The sequence below is a fragment of the Roseovarius sp. TE539 genome (assembly GCF_003298505.1).
In the GTDB taxonomy this organism is placed as follows: domain Bacteria; phylum Pseudomonadota; class Alphaproteobacteria; order Rhodobacterales; family Rhodobacteraceae; genus Roseovarius.
Genome location: NZ_QNGB01000016.1, coordinates 62,558 through 78,953, shown reverse-complemented (window position 1 = coordinate 78,953; position 16,396 = coordinate 62,558). Strand labels below are relative to the sequence as shown.

Sequence of the window (16,396 nt, the reverse complement as noted above, 5' to 3'; positions counted from 1 at the left end):
TCGCCTATCTCAAGGCCACCCTCGAGGTGATCGCCCGCGGACACCCCCAGAACCGCATCGACGACATGCTCCCCTGGAACTTCCAGCCGTCAAGCTGAAAAGCCCGTGGGGGCCAGCTGGCGCTTACGGAGTTCGCGGGCGGATTTGATAGGGGCGTCAACCCCGCCCATCTTCAAACTGAGACACTACCTACCGGGAGGGTCCAGCCGCCGCTTACGGTCCACGACGACTTCAAACCTGACACAGGCAAGCGAAATCCTCTTACTGTGTCAGCTTGTCTGTCGGCATTCCCGAGAGCATCTCGCAAGTATCAACCCCGAGACTTCGCGCGACCAGGCGGAGATACGTGCTTTTCACGTGTTCGGGCAACGCGTCGATCCGCGTTCCACGGATGGCATAGCGCTCCAGAAGATACTCACGCGCACCGATCAGCATGTAGGCGATGACCTCCAATTCGCTTCGCTCGAAGCCGGAGATCTCCTGGGCCATCAAACCCCTTTGAAGCGACCGGGTATAGCCACTGGCCATCCGGCGCAGGTATTTTTGATGAGCTTCGGGCGCGAAGAAGGCGGCTTCGTTGAGAATACGATGCAAGGCCGGGTTGCGCTGGAGGTAGGTAAAGTTCGCGTTGAGGCCCCTTCTCTCGCGGTCTGCAAAGGATGTGGCGTCAGCCGTGACATCGGCGATATAGCGCAACATCTCTTCCCCGAAATGCGGCAGCAGCTGATCAAAGAGATCCTGCCGGTTGGTGAAGTAGCGGTAGATAAGCCCGTGGGCCACGCCGGCTTCTTCCGCGATCCGTGCGATTGATGCCTTGTCATAACCGTAACGTCCCACCACCACGGCCGCGGCGTCGAAAATCGCCTCGCGTGTTGCCTGAACCTTTTCATCGCGCTTTGCCATCAATCTGTCTCCGGCTTTGTTTTTCGCACCTATGCTTGTCGAGATGCCAGCCGGCAAGAGGTGGTAGGCGTTCCCGCGATCATGCCTCGCGTTTTTCCAGGGTTTCACGTATCATACGACGCAGGATGTGTTTCTGGATCTTCCCTGACGCAGTCCGCGGCAAATCATCGACATATACCAGCGAGTCCGGGCATTTCTGGCGCGCCAGGCCCACCCCGATCAGGAAATCCGCGATCTCCTGCACCGATGGCTCCACGGCGTCGGGTTGTGCGATGACATAGGCACAGACTCCTTCGCCCAGACGCTTGTCGGGCATCGAAACCACGGCGGATTCCCGGATCGCGGGATGGGTGTGCAGGGCGTCCTCGATCTCCTTGGCGCTCAGGTTCTCGCCGCCACGAATGATGATGTCCTTCTTGCGCCCGGTGACTGTCAGGACGCCTTCGGCAGACAACGTGCCGAGATCCCCGGTGCGGAAGTATCCCCGAGGGTCGAAAGAGGCGCGGGTTGCGTGCGGATCGGTATAACCACGAAACAGCGACGGGCCCTTTGCCAGGATCTCGCCCTCGGTGCCGGGCCCGAGGATATTGTCCTGGTGATCGACGATCTTGACATCCCAATCGTCAACCCGCCCATCGCTATGCGCAGCGAGTTCGCGGTCTTCCAGGCACCCCTGCGTTACCATAGGGCATTCCGAACTGCCGAACACCCGGAATGACCGGCATTGAGGGAACATGCGGTTTGCCCGATCAATCAGGTCGGGCGGGACGGCGGCGCCGCCGCAAGCATAGATCCTGAGTGTGTCGAGGCGATCCTGCTCTTTCTCCGACTGAGTGACCAGCTCGGCGAGAAAGGGGGTGGCCCCGATCATGAAATTGACGCCATGCTCCCGGACCAATGCAACGGCCTGCGCGGCATCCCAGCGCTCCATGAAGACCGTGCGCGTGCCGAAATGGAATGGCATTTCCATACCGTAGGCATAGCCGGTGACATGAGTGACCGGGCTTGGCATCAGGAGCGTGTCTCCGGCTTCGAGGCTCCATGCCGCCATGCTCGCCCAGATCGGGCGGGCCGCCTGGTTGTGGCTGTAGATCACGCCTTTTGGCTGGCCCGTCGTGCCCGAAGTATAGATGATCAGTTTGGCGCTGTCCGGATCAGCGGGCTGAAGCTCGATATCCGATGCGCGGCCAAGTGCCTCGACGGCTTCGAATGTCAAATCGCCCTCGCCCCGCACGGTGACGAGGTGAGTCAGTGCCGGCAGCTCCGTGGCGAGTTGCCCGTAGATTTCCCGGTAATCCACGGATCTCCAGACATCGGGAATGAAGGCGATACGCGCCCTGCAGTCTTTCAGGATGAAGCTCAGTTCGGCTTGGCGGTAAATCGGGATCACCGGGTTGATGACGAAACCACCGAGGGCACAGGCGATGTTGATGATGACGGCTTCGGCCCAGTTCGGCAGCTGGAAACTGACGGTGTCGCCGGGCGCGATACCAACTTCGCGCAAGCCTCGCGCCATGTCGCGGGCCCGTCTCAGGCAGGTGGCATAATCGAGGGAGAAGCTTCCCTCGATGATCGCGATGGTTTCCGGCGTTTTCTCCGCTTTCAGGGCTGCGGCGGTCGCAAGGTGGTGGCCCGGCCATTCGTTGTTGGCACGGCGCGTCTGTCGTTCTCCGGTTTCGAACCGCATCGGCCAGGGAGACGACGAGGAGGGAAGGACATCAGACGGCAAGATAACGCTCCTTGAGGTCTGGATCGGCATCGAATTCGTCCCAGGTGCCATCGAACACGATCCGGCCACTGTCGATCAGCAGTACACGTTCGGTACAACGCCTTGCAAAAGAAAGGTTCTGCTCGGCAATGAGCAATGCAAGGCTGCGGGTTTGCCGGATGCGCGCGATATGCTCGGTCATCTCGTCGACAACGACCGGCGCCAACCCTTCAACCGGCTCGTCGAGCAGCAAAAGGCGCGGGGCGCCCATCAAGCCGCGGGCGACGGCCACCATTTGCTGTTGTCCGCCGCTCATCTGGTATCCTGCACGTTCCTTCAGGGGCTTGAGCAGCGGGAAGAGTTCAAAGATTTCCGCCAGTTCGATCCTGTCGCGGTCACGCGAGGCATGCGCGCCCAGCTCGATGTTCTCGGTGACGGTGATGTCCGGATAAATGCGGCGGTCCTCGGGCACGAGCATCAGCCCTTTCCGGGTGCGTTCGTCAGGGCGCACACCCGCCAGACTCTGGCCACCGAAGCGGATTTCGCCCTCCACCCGGGGGCCGGCATCCAAGAGGCTCTTCAAGAGCGTCGACTTGCCTGCACCGTTACGCCCCAGGAGCGCAACGCTCTCGCCGGGCGCGACCGTAAGAGACGCCCCCTGGATGACATGACTGCCTCCGTAGAAGGCGTTCACGCCGCTCACCTCGAGCAAATGTTCAGTGCTGCCCAAGATAAACCTCCCTCACGCGTGAATCCGATCGGACTTCGGCCGGCTCACCCGACGCGATTATCTCGCCGTGGTGAAGAACTGTCAGACGGGTCGCAAGCCCGAACACCACCTCCATGTCATGTTCGGTCAGCAACAGGGAAAGCCCGTAACCCTTGCGCACCTGAGCAATCAGCCGGACCGCCTCGGCCCGATCAGAGGGAGACATGCCCGCCGTCGGCTCATCCAGCATCAGCAGCCTCGGACTCAATGCCAGGCTCATCGCGAGTTCCAGGCGCTTCTTGTCGCCGTGCGACAGGGTTCCTGCCACGTCATCCACAGCGCCTTCGAGGCCCAGCTCGACAACGAGGCGTTCGGCCTCGTCCACCACCTGTTGTCTCGGGGCGATATACCCGAAAGTAAAGCGCAACCCCTTGTCGTTGCGCTCGCGTGTCTCGATTGCGATGATCAGGTTTTCAAATGCGGACATGTCGGGAAAAATCCGGGCCACCTGGAATGTGCGCCCGATTCCCAGTTTGACACGCTGTGCGCCCGTCAGCGCCGTGACATCCTGGCCGGCAAATTTGATCTGCCCTCCGTTCACGCGCGTCTCGCCGCTGAGACATCGAAACAGCGTCGTTTTGCCGGCGCCGTTGGGACCAATGACCACGTGCGCCTCACCGTCCTGCAAATCGAAATCGACATTCTCCAGAACGCGGACTGCGCCATAGGATTTCTGTATGCCGCGTGCCTCGAGGATCGAAGTCATGGACGTGCCCCCGTATCTTCGGCGGTCGATGCCTTTGCCGTTCCGCGCGTCTTTTTCCGACGATGCCGGACAAAGCCCAAAAGCCCCCCCGGGATCACGAGAACAACGACCAGCAGCAATGTACCCACCGTGATTTCGGACAAACCATGCATTGCGCGGGTGCCGTAATCAATCGCGCCGAAAAGGATTGCGCCCACGGCCGGACCCCAGAAATTGCCCGCACCGCCAAGCAGTGTGAAGAGGATGGGCTGGGTCGATACCGTCCAGTAGGCGATTTCGGGCGATGCGATCTGCGTGAACGGCACCATCACAGCCCCGCAGAAGGCCGCGATGGCCCCCGACAACACGAACGCCGTAAGCTGCCAAGCGAAAACGGAAGTTCCAAGAAACGCCGTGCGCACACTGTCCTGCTTGATCGCCTGAATCAGGCGTCCGGCGGGCGAATTCTGGAAACACCACAGCGCGAAGGCAGCGGCAGCCATCGCGACGATGATGAAATAATAATAGGCCGTGGCGCTGGTCAGATCCAGCCTGAACAGCCCGAGGTCGATTTCCGGCCGCGGCACGCCGACCAGCCCGTCGTTGCGCCCGAGGAATGTCGTCTTGGTGATCAGGATGTGCACAAGCTCTGAAAAGGCCAGTGTGAGCACGGCGAAATAGACGCCACTCGCCCGGCGCAATGCGATGAAACCAAAGATCAAAGCGATCAGCGCGCCGCAGCCGGCCCCGACCGCCAGGCCGACCAGAAAGGGAAGTTCGGGCAGCCTTAACGAAACCACGGCCATGGCATAGGCGCCCCCACCAAAGAACATGGCATGGCCGAAACTCAGCAGCCCCGCGCCCGAGAACAGCAGATTCCAGGAAAGTCCGAAGACCACATTGATCGCCACAAGCCCGGCAAGAAACATCAACCCGCTATTGGCAACAAGAGGCACAACAGCGAACACTGCCAGGCCACAGGACGCGATGAGCAGGTTGGAACGGAATCGCGCGCGATAGTCGATCATGCTGTTTGTCCCTTGCCCATAATTCCCTCTGGTTTCAGAAGCAGGATCACGGCCAGCGCGAGCAGGAAGAAAATTCCAGGGTACTGCGGAAAGAAATAGGTTCCGAAACTCTCGATCAGCCCCAACAGGAGTGCCGCGTAAAACGCGCCGCGGATCGACCCCATCCCGCCGAGGATAACCACGCCGAAGGCTTGCAGGAGGAAGATACCACCCAGTTCAGGCGACAGGCTCTGGTTGGGCATCAACAATCCCCCCGCCGCACCGGCCATGGCAAAGCTGAATATCACGGTTATCAGGTAGATCTTCTTGACGTTGAGACCAAGCAACTGGGCCATCCACGGGTCGGCCGCCACAACCCGGATCAGGCGCCCGGTTCTTGTCTTGGAAATGAAGAACTCGAGCCCGATATAGGCCACTATTCCACTGAGGATGATGAAGATCGTGAATGTCGGCATGAACATGTCGCCGACGAAGACAACCGTGTTGAGCGCCGCCGGAGGCATCACGCCCATGTAATTCAGCCCCCAGGTCAACTGTACCGCTCCACCACACACGAGCAGCAGCGCGTAGGTTGCGATGAGCGAATAGGCGTCCTCGACGTCGCGCAGCCGTCGAAATACCAGCTTGTCAACGGCCCATCCCAATAATCCGACGACGATACCCGACGCCATCGCCCCCACGAGATAGAGCCAGAGGGGCAACGAGCCGCCAAACGCCATCATTATCGAATAGGAGACGTAGGCACCTATCATGAAGAACCCGCCATGGGCGAAATTCAGGATGTGCAGGATCCCGAAGATGAGTGTCAGGCCGGCCGCGACCAGAAATGTCGCCATGGCCCATGCAAGCCCGTTGAAGACGGTCATTCCGATATCGTACATGATGGAACTCCGGTTGAATCCGGGCGGGGAATCTCCCGCCCGGTCCCTGGAACCTTGCTTAGAGGGTCGAGAGGTCCAGCGTCTTGCCCGGCCTTGCCGGCTCGACAACCGTTTCGCCGTCGAGAGACACATAGTCCGTCACGGCAAAACCGGAATCCTCCGAGGAAGACGGCTCAATGAAGGCCAGCTCGGCATTCTTGACTGCCTGATTGTCCTCTTCGCGGATGTGGCGCATCCCCGTGGCGCTGTCGAAGCTCAGCCCCTTGAGTGCCGCGATCACATCCATTGTATCGGTGTTGCCGGTTTTCTCGATTGCCTTGGCATAGGCCATGATCGCCGCGTGAGCTTCGGCGGCCCAGCCCATCGGATACTGGTCTCCCGTGCGCTCAACGTAGCTGGAGTACAGGTCATCGGAAAGCGGATTGCCCTTGTTTGCCTCGTAGTACCAGTGGAAGCCACTCCAGTGTGCAGGGGTCTGTTCCCGCATGGCTGTCGCCACCAGAAACTCGTTGGCGGAGTCGAGAAGCACGTCCGTCTTCTCGAACAATCCGAAAGGCTGAGACTGCTGATAAAGGGTAACGGCATCGCCGCCGTAAACGGACGTGTATATGCCTTCCACGTCCAGCCGCATGGCCTGTGAAATGTAGTTCCGGTAGTCGCCCGAGCCGTAAGGCACCAGCACAGGTTCGGCGATTTCCGCTTCTTCTCCCGTCAACTCGGGGATTACCTTTCGCATGGTCGCCTCGAAAATCTTCCAAGTGGTGCGGCCATATTCGTGATCAGGGATGATGCCAGCCCATTTCCGGATATCGGGACGGCTGTTGGCGATATGGCGGACCAGACCGGCGTTGCGGCTCACCGGGCTGTCACCAACACGGAAGACATGCGGGTTGTAATTCTCGTGGTTCAGTTTATCGGTTCCGGCCCCTGACGTGATGACAACGCCGCCTTCGCTTTCCAGAAGCGGACCCATCGCCAATGCGACCGCGCTGGAAATCGTCCCGAGCTGAAGGTTGGCGCCAGCGCCGATGAGTTCGCGAGCGGCGACCGAGGCATCGTTGGGGTTCACCTTGGAGTCGCGGAATTCGAGTTGGATCTCTCGCCCGTCAACACCGCCATTGGCGTTGATGTAATCAGCCCCGATCTCGGCGCCGTGGCGGACGAAATTGCCAATAAGCTGTGCCGGTCCGCTCAATGGTGTCACGACACCCAGCGTGATCGGGCCGGATTGCGCCGAAGCGGTGGCCGCGTTCAGGAACGGCATCGCCAATCCGGTTGCACCCATGCCTTTGACGACAGCTCGCCTATTAATCTTGTAAGCCATTTCATACTCCTCCCTGTTTTATGACCCGATCCTCCCGACCAGGCCTATCGCCCCGTAAAAACGGGCTTTCTCTTGTCGCGAAACGCCGCGACAGCTTCACGGTGATCCTCGGAAACATTGGACATCGACTCATAAGCGACTCCGGTATCCATGGCCGCATGGGCCAGTTGCTTGAGTCCGATATTCGTCGTGACCTTTGTCCACCGGATGGCCTTGCGGGCACCTGACGCGAGCCGGTGCGCGAGGGCATAGACATCCTCGTCCAGCGTCTCTTCCGGCACGGCACGGTTGATCAGCCCCATGCGCGCTGCTTCTTCTGCAGGGATGGGATCACCTGTAAGCAGGTACTCCTTGGCACGCATGTAGCCGATCATCTGAGGCCAGAGGATGGCACCACCGTCGCCTGCCACCAGACCGACAGAGACATGCGGATCGCCGATCTTCGCGCTATCGGCTGCGACAACGACGTCGCATGTCAGGGCAATGGTGGCGCCCAGGCCAATGGCATGGCCATTCATCCGGCAGATCAGCGGCTTTTCCAGGTCAAGCTGGCTGAAAATGATCCGCTTGGCCTCGACCGCCGTCACCTCGAAGCACGAGGGATCGTCGATCGCGTCCTGCATCCAGTCGATATCCCCACCCGCGCAAAAGGCGCGGCCGGCGCCTGTCAGAACGATAACGTCGGAATCGGGGTCGTCGTTCAGATCCGAAAAGACCTGCGAAAGCTCTGAGTGGAGTTTCGCGTTTACCGCGTTTAGGCTTTCGGGAAGATTGAGTGTGACAGTCAGAACCCGCCCATCGCGCTCGAAGGTCATTGTCTCGTATTTCTCGAAGCGGTCCATGTCCGTCTCCTCATTGTTCGTTATCAGTTGAAGCTCTGCAGTAGACGCCGTTTCTGGGTTTCGGCGCCGCCTGGCACCAGTTGAAGCACCTTGAGCCGCCGCAACCCCGCACCCAGTGGCAGATCTTCTGTCATCCCGACGGCGCCATGAAGCTGAATGGCTTCTTTCGCGACATGAAGCGCACGATCGCTGGCGCCTGCGATCGCTCGAGACAACGCAGATTCAGGCGCATCCTCGATCGTTGCAGCCCGCGCAGCGGCCAGTGCCAGCGACTGCACCTCCTCGACCGCCACGAACATGTCCACCAGACGGTGCTGCAGGGCCTGGAACCCGCCGATCGGCTGTCCGAATTGCCGGCGCTGCTGGACGTAATCCAGCGTGTATTGAAAAAGGGCCGCCGCCAGTCCGCTGCACTCGGCAGTGATCGCCGCTGCATGCGTGACCCGCGCCCGGTTGAGTGCGGCCACCGCATCCGGCCCCTTCGAAAGCACGGAAGCTTCCGACAGGGCAACATGATCCAGTTTGAGATCAGACTTGGTCTTTCCATCCATGCCGCGGTAGCTGCGCAGGTGAACATTGGCATCACTGACGGACAGAAGAAGCGTTGCTTCCGGCAGGGCCAGCACGAGGTGCCGGGCACGATGCACGTTCGCAAGCGCGTGGAATTGGCCCGAAACGGAGGTCATTTCGTCCTCGAGCTGTAGGCTGTCATCGGCAGCCATTTCCGGCAGCAGTCCGCAGGCGACAACATCCCCGGAAATGATCCGGGAGATGAGCGCGGCCTCCGGATCGGACTTTTCCAGGATCGCAAGGGCGACGAACACCGGGGCAAGCGCTTCGGCCAATTCGTTTCCGCCCACGCTCTCCATCACGATCGCCATCTCGCGCCCGCCACCGAAGCCGCCCGCGCTTTCGCCGACGCCCGCGCCAAGCCAGCCCAGTTCGGCAACCTCTCGCCAGATGGACTCCTCTTCGCCCGTCGCGTTCTTTCCGGTCATGAAGCGCGTGACGCTGTCGGCGAGCATGGATTGTTCTTGTGTCAGTGTCAGTTTCACGCGTTTCTTGCCTCAGCCCAGTCCAAGCGCGTGCTTGGAAATGATGTTGCGCTGTATCTCATTGCTCCCACCCCAGATTGTCGGGGCGCGTTGGAACAGGAATTCGGATACGACCCCCATGTTGCGGGAGAGTTCGGAGGACGGGTCGTTTATCGTTTCCTCAAGGAATAAAGGGTCGAATGCCAGCGCCTCGTGCCCCAACACGTCAACCGTGTACTCCGCGATCTCTTGAACGACGGTGGACCCCCTGAGCTTGAGCATTGATGCTTCCACCCCCGGAGCCGTCCCGCCCATCACGGTGTCCAGCATGCGCAGGGTGGTCCACTCGAGGGCCAGCACATCAGTTTCCAAACGTGCCAGGTTTTCGAGGTAACGGGGATCCCTCGCCAGGTTCCTCTCCTCGGCGAGGCTGCGCAAACGCTCCAGCATTCGCTTGGCCTTGCCGATCTCCGCGGAAAGCACACGCTCATGCCCGAGAAGGAATTTCGCGTAGGTCCAACCGGCGTTTTCCTCCCCGATGCGGTTGTCCACAGGGACGCGGACATTGTCAAAGAACACCTGGTTGAGGTGATGCGCCCCTTCGATGGACTGAATCGGCTGGATCGTGATGCCCGGTGAATTGAGATCGATCAGCAGAAACGAGATTCCGGCCTGAGGCTTTGCATCGCTGTCTGTGCGCACCAGCGCGAAGATCCAGTCGGCCCAATGGGCCATCGAAGTCCAAATCTTGGATCCGGTGACGATGTAGCTGTCGCCGTCGCGATGCGCGCGCGTCGACAGCCTTGCAAGATCGGACCCTGCGTTGGGCTCGGAATAGCCCTGGCACCAGAACACCTCGTTCGACACGATGCCCGGAAGGTGGCGCGCCTTTTGCTCTTCCGTGCCGTAGGTGTAGATGACCGGTCCTACGTAGTTCACACCAAATGGCAACAGCCAGGGAGCGCCGGCATAGGTGGTTTCTTCCTGGAAAATGTAGCTTTGGCTCGCCGTCCAGTCTTGTCCACCATGGCATTTCGGCCAGAAGCCAGCGATCCAGCCTTTCTGCGCCAGAATATCCTGCCAGCGCATGTAGTCTTGCCGCTCCAAGGGCCTGCCGGACATCACCTTGTCGCGGATTGCCGCTGGCAGCTTCTCCTGCGTGAAGTCGCGGACTTCCTTTCGGAAAGCCCGATCTTCCGGCGACCAACCCGCGTCCATGCTTCTCCCCCTCCTTTGTGATTAATGAATCATTATTCACTTTTTAGATTCTGTCAACGGGCGTGTGAGAACGATGCGTCTGGCAACGGGTTGCAGCCCGTTCAAGAGTAGCAGTGCCGTGTCTTGCCTTTTTGATAGAATGGGTGCGGCTTGGCCTCGCCGCTCACCGGCTCCGTGCAGGTTCGAACACAAGGTCTTTGGCGCGGGGCCTGCCCCGACAACACGTCGCGCGGCAGGTTCAACTGCACTGGTCCCTTGCGCGGGGCATTGGCGACGCGAAACGCCTTCTGCACCAGTTCGGGCACCCGGTCGGTCGAAGGCTTGGTCCATGTCTTGTTGGTGATGGGCGTATAGGCGGCCTTGGCCTGCGCCAGCCCGGTCACAAGGTTGGTGGTGCCGGGGCCGTTTTGCCCCGCCAGCACAACGCCGGTTTCACCGCTGGCGGGGGCATAGCCACCGGCCATGTGGGTGCCGGTGCGTTCGTCATTCACACCGACGAAATTGATCTCTTTCGCGTCGTGAAGCGCGTCGAACGATTTCCATCGTGGCCGACCCAACGAGGCCGAAAACAAGCTTCCTTTCCTCAACCTTGAGGGCTTCGGTGGCGGCCTGTCCATCGGAAAGCTTGGTCATGCGATGTATCCTTCTATTCGGCGAGCACGCGGTTGAGAAAGTCCTGAACCGGCTGAGAGAAGAGCCCGGGCTGTTCGATCATCCCAAGGTGTTGGAGCTCTGGCACGATGACGGTCTCCGCGCCGGGGGTCTCGTGCGCGATGGCGTGGCTCATCGCCGGGGTGGAGCCGCTGTCATGCTCACAGGTCATGACCAGCATGGGCCCGGTGATGGGGGGCTCGGGCGCTATCAACTCGCGCACCCCTTCGGCCAACACCTGTCGGTGCGCGGCATAATTGGCCGGGTCATTGGCCAGCACGATATCGCGCACCGCAGCCACCCGGTCGGCGTGATCGCGGCGATACCCTTCGGTGAACCAGCGCGCCAGCGTCACATCGATACCCGTCGAGGGGCCACCCGCAGCGGTGGCGCGCGCGTGTTCCTCGACGATCTGCTGCTGGTCGTCGCCGCGGTCATGCGGGGAGTTGAGGATTGCCAGCGCCGAAACACGGCCCGGATGGTCCATGGCGCAGCGCCGGTTGATCATGCCGCCCAGAGAAAAGCCCACAAGGGCCGCCCGGTCGATGCCCAGTTCATCCATCAACACGATCAGTTGCGCGCTCAGCGCGGTCAGGGTGACGGGGCCTTCGGGCAGGGCTGATTGTCCATGTCCCGGCAGGTCATAGGCCAGAACCCTGTATTGCCGGGCCAGCACCGGGGCGATCCCGCCCCATGTGCTGCCCCGCGTCAGGCCAAGCCCATGGATCAGGACCACGACCGGGGCCTCCTCCGGGCCGGTCAGGTCATAGGCGGTGCCCTGTTCCGAAACCGTCATTCACACCCCCGCCGGGTTGTCAGCGTCGTGCCCCATCTCGACCCTCCTGCTGTTGCGGGCAATTTCGTAATGGGAAAAACGATCTCACAGAAACTCAATTCTTGATAACGAATAGTTTTGGTTTGACAGTGCAAAAATTTCCAATTTGCAGGACACATATGAACATCGTTTCACTCCAGACTTTTCTGGCCATCGTTGAAACCGGTAGCCTGGTGCGGGCGTCGCAGAAAATGAGCGTGACGCAATCCACCGTGACCGCGCGCCTCAAAACACTGGAGGACGAGATCGGGCAAGTCCTTCTGAACCGGCAGAAGTCCGGCACCACGCTCACACCGGCGGGGACCAAGCTCTTGGGCTATGCCCGCATCATGACCGGGCTCTGGCGGCAGGCGAAATTCGATACCGCCCTGCCCACGGGGTTGGATGCCGTATGTACCTTCGGCTGCGACCGCGAACTGTGGCACGGTCCGGGGCGGCGGTTCTTCTATGACATTCTGTCCGAGCATCCCGAAATCGCCCTTTCCGTGCATCAAGGCAGTAGCGAAGACCTGGAAAACTGGCTGCTTGACGGTGCCGTCGATGTCATCCTGACCTATTCGGCCGTCGCACGGGGCAGCCAAACTGTCCACGACCTGCCGGTCGAGCGTCTGGTGCTTTATTCCAGCCGGCCCGACGCGCCCATGGTCGGCGACCCGGATTATATCTTCGTCGATCACGGCACAGAGTATCGCCGCATGCACGCCGAAACCTACCATGACGCCGGGGTCGCCCGGATCAGTTTCGACAGTTCATGGTGGGCGCTTCAGTTCATCCTCGACAATCGTGGATCGGCCTATCTCCCCGAAGCGCTGGCCTGTCGGTTCCTGCGCAACGGGCGTCTCTTTCCGGTTGCCGACGCTCCGGTTTACAACCGCAAGAAATGCCTCGTCGTCAACGACACCGCCGCGCAAAACTGGAGCTGGTTTCAAAACCTCGTCGATCGCCTGAGGAACGAAACCCCGACCCTGCCAGATTGAAATATTCAAAATTCTCGAACAATCTGTGCATAAAGTTCCGCCTACGCGGCCCGGTGTCATCTGGTCTGCCGTCCGGTCGCGGAGGTGTCAGAACGAGAAACGGCCGGGGCGTGCATGCCGCGGCATGTCCGAACAGGAAGAACAAGCCGGTGAAAATGCTCAAGACCTGGCTTGTCGGCGACACCATGCTCGCATCAACACCGGCAAGACATCGTGATGACCCCCGCCGATGACCATGTGCCCGAGTTCGTTCAAGGCATTTCCAAGCTCCAAACTGGTCAAGGCCCATTCGATCATGGCCCCGATAGATGTGTTGCGCGCAACCGAAGATCGCTCGCTCGGCGACACACTGCGTGCCGATGAAGGGGCCGATCTGAGCGGCTTTACGATCCGTTTGGCGGATGTTCTGGACGGTCCTGTTGCTTGAAACCGTGGCCTGGATGCAGATCGGGCGCAGGGCTTGCCCGTTCAGGGCTGTATTTATCCCCGGATCAGTCCTTTTCGGCGCTTTCCGCGAGGAGGCGCTCTCGAATTGCTTTCTTGTCCACCTTGCCGTTGGCGTTACGCAGAAGCGGTTCGTGACTCAGGGTCCAGCTTTCGGGCACCTTGTAGTCGGAAAGCCTGTCCCGGCAGAGCCTGGCCAGATCCTCTTCGCAGGCCTCGGTGGCAAGCGCGATGACGGCATGGACGCGCTCTCCGAGGACCGGGCAGGGCACGGCAATCACGGCGGCTTCCGATACGGCGGGATGATCGGTCAGGACGTTTTCCAGCTCGGCGGAGTATATCTTCAGCCCGCCACGATTGATCATGTCCTTGGAGCGGTCGAGGATCTTCACGAAGCCGTCACTGTTGGCCGCGGCGATGTCTCCGGACTTCCAGTAACCACCTTGAAACGCCTTGGCAGTTGCCTCGGGGTTGCGCCAGTACCCGCGCACGACATTCGGGCCGGCAAGCCACAGTTCTCCCGGTTCGCCGGGTGGCGCCTCTCGCCCGTGCTCGTCCATGACGATGGCCGTGGTCCCCGGCAAGGCACAGCCGACGAATTCGCGTTTCGCGTATGCATGGGGCGGCGGGGTGATGAGCTGGGCGACGATGGTTTCGGTCGAGCCGTAACAATTGGCGAATTGAAGGCCCGGAACCGCCGCGGCGAGCTTGCGTATCGTCGGTTCCGGCATCGGTGCGCCGCCATACGCCGCCAGTCGCCAGTCGTTCAGGTTTCGTGAGGGAAAGTCCTTTTGCAGCAGGCAAAGGTTGTACATCGCCGGAACCATCAGCGTGTAGGTCATGTTCTCGGCTTCGGCGAGATCCAGGAATGGACCAGTCTTGAATGCATCCATCACGATCAGGCAGGCGCCTGCCCGGGCAGCCGTCGAGATCAGGGCTGCTATGCCGGTGACGTGGTTTAGTGGAACGGCGGCAATGATCCGGTCCTTCTCCGTCATCCGCATCGCGGCCTCGTAGTACAGGGCGGCGTGGATTATATTCACATGAGCGAGCATCGCGCCCTTGGGCCGCCCGGTCGTTCCCGACGTGTAGAGGATGAATGCCGTTTCCTCTTCGCCGGCTGGCTGCTCGGGCAGGGGGGCCGATCCGTCGAGTGTCGCGAGCGCGCAGGCTGCGGGCGCCGCCGAAGCCGGAATCCGCCCGCTCTGCCGCCCGTCATGCAGAATCATGGAGGCGCCGCTGTCCTCGAATACATGGGCCACTTCATCGGTGCTCGCGCGTACGCTGAAGGGAACGCTCACCGCGTTCAGCCTTGCGACCGCGAAAAGCGAGATGACAAAGCCGGGTGCGTTGTTCATGAGGATGAGCACCCGATCACCCGCGCGGAGCCCGCGTGCCGCCAGCGCCCTTGCAACGCGGTCGCATTCCTCCTTCAATCCTGCCCAGGTCAGGCGGGTTTCGCCCATGACGAGGGCTTCTCGATCGGGTTGAAGGGCGGCAGAATGGTCAAGAAGATCATGGAAATGGTGTGGGCGGTCGCGGAAGCATGGCACCACACGATCGCCAAAAAGCGCTTCTCGGGACAGCTCCGGGAATTCTTCGTTCTGCCAACTCATGCCATTAACCACCGTTCCCGGCCTTTTGGGTGAACGGTTCGCGGGCGCCGCGCTCGGCCCGGCGCGGGGTGCGTACCGTTTTTTCTGCCAAAGCCTTCTGAACGCGGAACTCCGGGTCTAGGGCATGAGCGGAGGGCAGAATCCTTCCCTCCGGCTTTCGCCTCAGAACCAGCTCACGCGTGTCGTAGCTGACAAAATCGGTCGCATCGGATTGCCCGCCGCTGATGCGCCTGATCCGGACGGGGCCATTGAGATCAGTCAGCCGCGATCGCAGCCGCCGGTCGCGTTTGCCGGCGTCAAGGCTGTGTTCCGGTCGCCTTAACGATGTCACTCTGCAGGCCTTTCGTTTCTGCTGAAGAAAATTGGCTCAACAATAGGTTCGATAATTAAAATTAGTCAATCATTAAAACATTGACCGCTTGCGTGGGCCCGGTGTGGTTCCCGGAAAACTGCAAAGAGAGGCGCACCATGGCTTTACGGACAATCGAGGGCAGGCCGGCTGCCGCATCCCGGCAGTACGGAAGGTGTGGCCGCCTTCACTGAGCGGCGTACCCCGCGGTTCGAGCCGGGCCTTATGGTGCATGGATGCTCGACAACTTGTTCCCCGGAAAAGGGGTAAGACACTCGAGTTTCTTTGTTTCCGTTCGGAATTTGGTGTCAAATGCCAGTCAGACGGGCCGGCCGATCGGTCTATTCGCTGTTCGGAATCGTCCGCGCAACGTCCATGTAGGCGCCAAGGTGCTTTGCCATGCGGTTATGCGCAAGTTCCGGGTTCCGTTCCTCGATGGCTTCGAGAATGGCGCAATGAGCCTTCTTCGCTTCGGCCCTGATCTGTTCGGTTGTCACCTCGCGATAGCCGGCGGCTTCGTGGATGGGGTGCGAGATGGCTTCCATCAGTGCGATCAGAAGCTCATTGTGGCTCGAGCGCGCGATCGCAAGGTGCCATTCGAGGTTCAGTTTCTTGTATTCCGCAAGGTTGTCCGTGGTCGCGAGGAACTTCTCGTGAATTCTGCGGATGTCCGCAAGCTCTTCGTCGGTGTGGTGTGTCGCGGCCCGTGCTGCCAGAAACGGCTCGACCGCGAGACGGCAGTCAAGAAGGGACTCCAGGTGAATTTCGTGGCTCTTGACGAAAAGCTCCATTGGGCGGGCGACCGATTGCCTGTCCGGGCGTTGAACGATCGATCCACCGGAGCGGCCGGGCCGCGTCGCGATAAGGCCCTCCACCTCGAGAATCCGCAACGCGTCACGCACCGAGGATCGGCTCAGGCCGGAGGTTGATACAAGATCGCGCTCCGAGGGCAGGGACTCACCGGGTTTGACCGATCCGCTCAGGATAAGATCGCGCAATCGGTCGGCGAGGATGTCCGAGGCTTTCGGCACCGAGATCGGCGCGATGCCTACCGCGTCGCCAAGATCCGAACCGAGTTTGCTGTTCATGGCTGCGTTCGCCTTTCGTCCTTGCGGCATACCGATGCCGTTGC

The 16,396-nt window shown here is 60.6% G+C and carries 19 protein-coding genes; 4 read left to right on the top strand and 15 right to left on the bottom strand.

Annotated features, from left to right (window positions below; genetic code table 11):
* Nucleotides 1-98, top strand: a 98-nt coding sequence (locus tag DQW77_RS18790) for a transposase domain-containing protein (RefSeq protein ID WP_147094966.1), incomplete at its 5' end; no start/stop codon positions are given.
* Nucleotides 99-261: 163 nt separating this feature from the next.
* On the opposite strand, the gene DQW77_RS11515 is transcribed toward DQW77_RS18790, so the two are convergent.
* The 12 genes from DQW77_RS11515 to DQW77_RS11460 all read right to left on the bottom strand — a co-directional run bounded on the left by DQW77_RS11515 (nt 262) and on the right by DQW77_RS11460 (nt 11,839).
* Complete coding sequence (locus DQW77_RS11515; RefSeq protein WP_113258372.1) at nt 262-903, bottom strand: TetR/AcrR family transcriptional regulator; 642 nt, start codon at nt 901-903, stop codon at nt 262-264.
* Between the two features lie 79 nt (nt 904-982).
* A complete protein-coding gene (locus DQW77_RS11510; RefSeq protein ID WP_220124962.1) occupies nt 983-2,632 on the bottom strand; it encodes an AMP-binding protein in 1,650 nt (549 codons plus the stop codon).
* Nucleotides 2,622-3,341: an ABC transporter ATP-binding protein gene (locus DQW77_RS11505; protein WP_258523843.1), complete on the bottom strand. Its 720-nt coding sequence runs from the start codon at nt 3,339-3,341 to the stop codon at nt 2,622-2,624. Before DQW77_RS11505 ends, DQW77_RS11510 begins: the two co-directional genes overlap by 11 nt.
* Nucleotides 3,328-4,086: an ABC transporter ATP-binding protein gene (locus tag DQW77_RS11500; RefSeq protein ID WP_113258370.1), complete on the bottom strand. Its 759-nt coding sequence runs from the start codon at nt 4,084-4,086 to the stop codon at nt 3,328-3,330. The genes DQW77_RS11505 and DQW77_RS11500 overlap by 14 nt, the downstream gene beginning before the upstream one ends.
* On the bottom strand, nt 4,083-5,093 hold the full coding sequence (locus DQW77_RS11495) for a branched-chain amino acid ABC transporter permease (RefSeq protein ID WP_113258369.1): 1,011 nt from the start codon (nt 5,091-5,093) through the stop codon (nt 4,083-4,085). The genes DQW77_RS11500 and DQW77_RS11495 overlap by 4 nt, the downstream gene beginning before the upstream one ends.
* On the bottom strand, nt 5,090-5,974 hold the full coding sequence (locus DQW77_RS11490) for a branched-chain amino acid ABC transporter permease (RefSeq protein WP_113258368.1): 885 nt from the start codon (nt 5,972-5,974) through the stop codon (nt 5,090-5,092). Before DQW77_RS11490 ends, DQW77_RS11495 begins: the two co-directional genes overlap by 4 nt.
* A 58-nt stretch (nt 5,975-6,032) precedes the next feature.
* Nucleotides 6,033-7,298: an ABC transporter substrate-binding protein gene (locus tag DQW77_RS11485; RefSeq protein WP_113258367.1), complete on the bottom strand. Its 1,266-nt coding sequence runs from the start codon at nt 7,296-7,298 to the stop codon at nt 6,033-6,035.
* Between the two features lie 44 nt (nt 7,299-7,342).
* On the bottom strand, nt 7,343-8,140 hold the full coding sequence (locus DQW77_RS11480; protein WP_113258366.1) for an enoyl-CoA hydratase/isomerase family protein: 798 nt from the start codon (nt 8,138-8,140) through the stop codon (nt 7,343-7,345).
* A gap of 23 nt (nt 8,141-8,163) precedes the next feature.
* Nucleotides 8,164-9,195 (bottom strand): acyl-CoA dehydrogenase family protein, encoded by a 1,032-nt coding sequence (locus DQW77_RS11475; RefSeq protein ID WP_113258365.1) that lies wholly within the window; start codon nt 9,193-9,195, stop codon nt 8,164-8,166.
* A gap of 12 nt (nt 9,196-9,207) precedes the next feature.
* Nucleotides 9,208-10,392, bottom strand: coding sequence for an acyl-CoA dehydrogenase family protein (locus DQW77_RS11470; RefSeq protein WP_113258364.1), 1,185 nt, complete (start codon nt 10,390-10,392; stop codon nt 9,208-9,210).
* Nucleotides 10,393-10,493: 101 nt separating this feature from the next.
* Complete coding sequence (locus tag DQW77_RS11465; protein ID WP_258523842.1) at nt 10,494-10,964, bottom strand: thiamine pyrophosphate-binding protein; 471 nt, start codon at nt 10,962-10,964, stop codon at nt 10,494-10,496.
* Nucleotides 10,965-11,038: 74 nt separating this feature from the next.
* On the bottom strand, nt 11,039-11,839 hold the full coding sequence (locus tag DQW77_RS11460) for an alpha/beta fold hydrolase (protein WP_113258363.1): 801 nt from the start codon (nt 11,837-11,839) through the stop codon (nt 11,039-11,041).
* A gap of 158 nt (nt 11,840-11,997) precedes the next feature.
* Here DQW77_RS11460 and DQW77_RS11455 point away from each other — a divergent pair, with 158 nt between their 5' ends.
* Nucleotides 11,998-12,855: a LysR family transcriptional regulator gene (locus DQW77_RS11455; protein ID WP_113258362.1), complete on the top strand. Its 858-nt coding sequence runs from the start codon at nt 11,998-12,000 to the stop codon at nt 12,853-12,855.
* Nucleotides 12,856-13,084: 229 nt separating this feature from the next.
* The gene (locus DQW77_RS11450; protein WP_113258361.1) at nt 13,085-13,282 is read left to right on the top strand and encodes a hypothetical protein; all 198 of its coding nucleotides are present in this window, start codon (nt 13,085-13,087) and stop codon (nt 13,280-13,282) included.
* Between the two features lie 64 nt (nt 13,283-13,346).
* Here DQW77_RS11450 and DQW77_RS11445 read toward each other — a convergent pair whose 3' ends face one another.
* Nucleotides 13,347-14,765 (bottom strand): class I adenylate-forming enzyme family protein, encoded by a 1,419-nt coding sequence (locus DQW77_RS11445; protein WP_258523841.1) that lies wholly within the window; start codon nt 14,763-14,765, stop codon nt 13,347-13,349.
* A 36-nt stretch (nt 14,766-14,801) separates the two neighbouring features.
* Here DQW77_RS11445 and DQW77_RS18525 point away from each other — a divergent pair, with 36 nt between their 5' ends.
* On the top strand, nt 14,802-14,948 hold the full coding sequence (locus DQW77_RS18525) for a hypothetical protein (RefSeq protein ID WP_258523840.1): 147 nt from the start codon (nt 14,802-14,804) through the stop codon (nt 14,946-14,948).
* Here the strand turns inward: DQW77_RS18525 and DQW77_RS18785 are convergent.
* Nucleotides 14,920-15,246 (bottom strand): phosphotransferase, encoded by a 327-nt coding sequence (locus DQW77_RS18785; RefSeq protein ID WP_113258359.1) that lies wholly within the window; start codon nt 15,244-15,246, stop codon nt 14,920-14,922. The genes DQW77_RS18525 and DQW77_RS18785 overlap by 29 nt on opposite strands.
* 359 nt (nt 15,247-15,605) lie before the next feature.
* Nucleotides 15,606-16,352, bottom strand: a complete 747-nt coding sequence (locus DQW77_RS11435) for a FadR/GntR family transcriptional regulator (protein WP_113258358.1) — start codon at nt 16,350-16,352, stop codon at nt 15,606-15,608.
* Nucleotides 16,353-16,396 lie beyond the last annotated feature (44 nt).